4 protein-coding genes are annotated in these 4,284 nt (G+C 69.1%); all 4 read right to left on the reverse strand.

What is annotated here, in order from left to right; genetic code table 11:
- Positions 1-120: 120 nt before the first annotated feature.
- The 4 genes from U9980_RS05145 to U9980_RS05160 all read right to left on the reverse strand — a co-directional run bounded on the left by U9980_RS05145 (position 121) and on the right by U9980_RS05160 (position 4,014).
- Positions 121-726, reverse strand: a complete 606-nt coding sequence (locus U9980_RS05145) for an HD domain-containing protein (protein ID WP_322766907.1) — start codon at positions 724-726, stop codon at positions 121-123.
- A gap of 102 nt (positions 727-828) precedes the next feature.
- Positions 829-2,844, reverse strand: a complete 2,016-nt coding sequence (locus U9980_RS05150) for a protein meaA (RefSeq protein ID WP_322766908.1) — start codon at positions 2,842-2,844, stop codon at positions 829-831.
- Positions 2,845-2,899: 55 nt separating this feature from the next.
- Positions 2,900-3,523 (reverse strand): hypothetical protein, encoded by a 624-nt coding sequence (locus tag U9980_RS05155; RefSeq protein ID WP_322766909.1) that lies wholly within the window; start codon positions 3,521-3,523, stop codon positions 2,900-2,902.
- A 146-nt stretch (positions 3,524-3,669) separates the two neighbouring features.
- A complete protein-coding gene (locus U9980_RS05160) occupies positions 3,670-4,014 on the reverse strand; it encodes an STAS domain-containing protein (protein WP_322754942.1) in 345 nt (114 codons plus the stop codon).
- Between the last annotated feature and the right edge of the window lie 270 nt (positions 4,015-4,284).

Consider the following 4,284-nt stretch of genomic DNA (forward strand, 5'->3'; position numbering starts at 1 on the left):
CCACCCGGATCTCCTGGAGCAGTTCGTTCCAGTTTCGGTTGAGGCGCTCGGCAGGCACATCCGCGGAAGGGCCGCGCAGAGTGTCGCGGTGGCTGCCCGTCTCCACGTGCTGCCGCGTCCCTATACCGTCCGCATCCGGTCCACCGTGCGGACGGCGGCTCCATGTTGGGCGACAAGGTCGTCGAGCAGCCGGATACGACTGGAATAGCGCCGTGCGTAACGGTCCGCCTGATCCCGCGGCAACCTGGCCAGCCGTACCGGGTTGCTGTTGTCGGCCATGTCCGCCCGTTTCACCACAACCGACAGGGCGTTGTCGGCTACCCGGGCGAGGTAGTGCTCCACCGACTCTCCATCACGGTGACTCAGTGCGTCGACCGCTGCGACGACATCGGACGGATAACCGAGGGAGGTCAGCGTCGCCAGGGTGACATCGGTGTCCTCGACGACGTCGTGCAGCACCGCGACCATCCGGGCCTGGTCAGGGTCGACCCCGGCCCGCCGCGCGGCGTCACCGACCGCTTCCATCACCCGGAGCGGATGGCCGATGTAGTCGTCGCCGACCTTGTCGAGCTGGCCGGCATGCGCGCGGGTGGCCAGTGCGACAGCATCCCGAAGCGAGACGGGACACTCGGCCGGACCGGTGTCGTTCTGCGACCCGGTGTCATGTCGGGCCCGCCCGGTGCCCGGTGCCGCCGAGCCTCCCCGACGGATGCTCGTGTCAGCCATCACCCTCCGGACGCTACGCGGCCCCCGGCCACCCCGCACCACCACGCTCGCGCTCCCAGGCAATCAGCTCGGGCGATCAACTCAGGCAATCAACTCGAGCGATCAACTCAGGCCGTTCGCGGCCCGGACGACGGCCACAATCCCGCCTATGATCTCCGTAAGACCGTAGTCCTTCGGTGTGTAGACCGCCGCCACCCCCAGCGCCTTGAGCCGCTCGGCATCCACCGCCGGGATGATGCCGCCGACGATGACAGGCACGTCACCGACACCGGCCGCCCGCATCCCGTCGAGGACCTGCGGCACCAGCTCCATGTGCGAGCCCGAGAGCACCGACAGCCCCACGACGTGCACGTCCTCCTCCACCGCGGCTGCGACGATCTGCGCCGGGGTCAGCCGGATGCCCTGGTATACGACCTCGAACCCGGCGTCGCGGGCGCGTACGGCGATCTGTTCGGCGCCGTTGGAGTGCCCGTCCAGGCCGGGCTTACCGACGAGGAACTTCAACCGACGCCCCAGCTCCCGCCCGGTTTGCGCGACCCTGTCCCGGACGCCGGCGAGCTCAGCGCCACCAGCATGCACCGAAGCGCCGGACACCCCGGTCGGCGCCCGGTACTCACCGAAGGTATCCCGCAGGACCCCGGCCCACTCCCCTGTGGTCACCCCGACCCGGGCGCAGGCCACCGTCGCGGCCATCAGGTTCGTGTCGGTCTTGGCCGCGTCCCGCAGGCCCCGCAGCGCCTCGTCCACGGCGCGCGCGTCGCGCCCGGCCCGCCAGGCGGCGAGATCGACACAGGCGGCGGCCTCCGCCGCCGGGTCGACGGTCTGGATCGCCGCGCTCAGGTCGGCGAGCAGCGGGTTCGGCTCGGTGGCGGTGAAGGTGTTCACGCCGACCACCACGTCCTCGCCGGACTCGATGCGCATCCGACGGTTCGCCTGCGAGCCGACGAGCTGGGACTTCATGTAGCCGCTTTCGACCGCGGCCACCGCACCGCCCATCGCCTGCACCCGGTCGATCTCGCCCTGGGCCGCTTCGACCAGTTCGGCCACCCGCCGTTCGACGACGACCGAGCCTTCGAAGATGTCGGGGTACTCCAGCAGGTCGGTCTCGTAGGCGAGAATCTGCTGGATGCGCAGGGACCACTGCTGGTCCCACGGTCTGGGCAGGCCGAGGGCCTCGTTCCACGCCGGCAGCTGCAGGGCCCGGCAGCGGGCATCCTTCGACAGCGTCACCCCGAGGGCTTCCAGCACGATCCGGATGACATTGTTCTCCGGCTGCGCCTCGGTCAGGCCGAGCGAGTTGACCTGGACGCCGTAGCGGAACCGCCGGTGCCGGGGATCGGTGACCCCGTACCGGGTCCGCAGCAGCGCATCCCACAACGCCACGAACGCCCGCATCTTGCACATTTCCTCGACGAAGCGAACGCCCGCGTTGACGAAGAACGACATCCGCGCGCAGACCTCGCCGACGCGCTCGGCCGGCACCTGCCCCGAGGCGACCACCGCATCGAGCACGGCGATGGCCGTGCACATCGAGTAGGCGATCTCCTGGACGGGTGTGGCACCGGCCTCCTGCAGGTGGTAGCTGCAGATGTTGATCGGGTTCCACGTCGGGATCTCGGTCACCGTGTAGGCGACCACGTCCGTGATCAGCCGAAGCGAGGGCACCGGCGGGAACACGTACGTTCCGCGGGAGAGGTACTCCTTGATGATGTCGTTCTGGGTCGTGCCGGCGAGCGTCGCCGCGTCCGCACCCTGTTCCTCGGCGACAACCTGATACAGCGCGAGCAGCCACATGGCCGTCGCATTGATCGTCATCGACGTGTTCATCTGGCTCAGCGGAATGTCGTGGAACAGCGCGCGCATGTCGCCGATATGCGCGATCGGCACGCCTACCTTGCCGACCTCACCACGGGCGAGCTCGTGGTCGGGGTCATAGCCGGTCTGGGTCGGCAGGTCGAACGCGACCGAGAGCCCGGTCTGCCCCTTGGCCAGATTCCGCCGGTACAGTGCATTGGTTTCCACCGGGTTGGAATGACCCGCATAGGTCCGGATGATCCACGGCCGGTCCCGCTGTGGACGAGCCTGCTCCGGCTGGTCCCGCCGCGCCGCGTCGGCCATCGCCACACCCTCCCGAGGGGTCGTCTGATGGCCAGGAGCCTACCGACAGGTAACGTCACGCGCTCGAGCAAAGACCCGGACGCCCCTGCCACACGGTGAACAGGACAGCCGGCAGCCTGTCGCAGGCACCCGGCCCCGACCCGAGCTGCGTCCAGGGGCCGTTGGCGATCCGCTGCCACACGTGCGGGTTGGGCGGCGCCGGGGTCACGCCGGCCACCTGCGCCAGGCCGACGGCCCAGTACTCGTCCACAGTGCTGTCGCGACCTTCCACGGCACCGTAGAAAAGCTTTCCCGGTGGGATGACGACCTCCGCCGTGGTCATGGTGCCCGCGCCGTTTTCCCGCAGGGCGTACGCGAGGCTCGCGCTCAAGGCACGGCGGTCGGACTCCCGCACCCGCATCTGGTGCGCCGTCCCCGGATGGCGGCTGTTCTCCCAGGTGGGTGGGTCCAGCGCCGGTTGCAGCTCGGACGACGGTGGCGCGGCGGTCGTCGCCACTGCCGCCGGGGTGGTCCTGGCCTCGGGCGCGGTTACCAGACCGATGACCACACCCACCACAATCGCCAGCGCGAACGCGCCCACGATGAGCGCTGTCCGCCGCTGGTCACCGGACTGGTCACCACCTTGTCGGTAAGCCGGACCGTCCGTTGGACTCAACTGCTGCGCATCGACGTCGAGCATGTCCCTCCCCGGCCGGCACCATCATCCCACGACCGATCGCAACGTCATGGAGCCGGGGGACCACAAGCGACCGGCGGGCCGTCAGCGCACAGCGCGAGGCTGTGACCTGCCGGTTAGCCGCATCAGGGACCTGCAGGATAGCCGCATCAGGCGTGACCGACGTGCAGCAGGTCCGCATCGTCGGACCGCAGGATACGCCCGAGGCGGTTGGCTGCCAGCAGCTTTCCCAGCGCAGCGGGAACGTCGACCAGGAGCATCGACCGTCCGGACCGCCGAGCCCGCCGAGCCCCACCGAGCAGGACACCGAGGCCCGCATGGTCGACCAGCTCCAGGCCGGACACGTTCACCCGTAGCTGCCCGGTGCCGCCGTCGATGGCGGTATGCAGCCGCATGCGCATATCACCGACAGTGCGCACATCGACCCGTCCGGTCAACCGTACCGTCTGGATCTCCATACGTCCGTCGTCAAGAAGCATTGCGTTCTCACCCATCAGGCCTCCCGTCCCCCCTGATTCACGCCCTGACCGATCGGGTCTGCCCGGCGATCAGAGGTTGTCGGACACGGCCGGATCCCACTCCGGACGCAAGGTTTCCCTGGGGCCTCCCATTGCGCGAAGAAGACATGATCACGCAATCTCGGCCAGCTGGTTGTCCAGACCTCCGTTCCTACCGCTGCCGCATCGGGAACCACAGGTACAGCGGCTCACCCCCAGCGTCAGTGTCCATAGTCGCAGAGTGGCGACGCAGACGCGCCGGGCGCC

The sequence above is a fragment of the Protofrankia sp. Cr1 genome, assembly GCF_963555865.1.
Classification (GTDB): Bacteria; Actinomycetota; Actinomycetes; order Frankiales; family Frankiaceae; genus Protofrankia.

Coding starts and splice junctions, on each gene's coding strand:
- U9980_RS05150 (WP_322766908.1), bottom strand. CDS start 2,844: ATGGCCGACGCGGCGCGGCGGGACCAGCCGGAGCAGGCTCGTCCACAG.
- U9980_RS05145 (WP_322766907.1), bottom strand. CDS start 726: ATGGCTGACACGAGCATCCGTCGGGGAGGCTCGGCGGCACCGGGCACC.
- U9980_RS05160 (WP_322754942.1), bottom strand. CDS start 4,014: ATGGGTGAGAACGCAATGCTTCTTGACGACGGACGTATGGAGATCCAG.
- U9980_RS05155 (WP_322766909.1), bottom strand. CDS start 3,523: ATGCTCGACGTCGATGCGCAGCAGTTGAGTCCAACGGACGGTCCGGCT.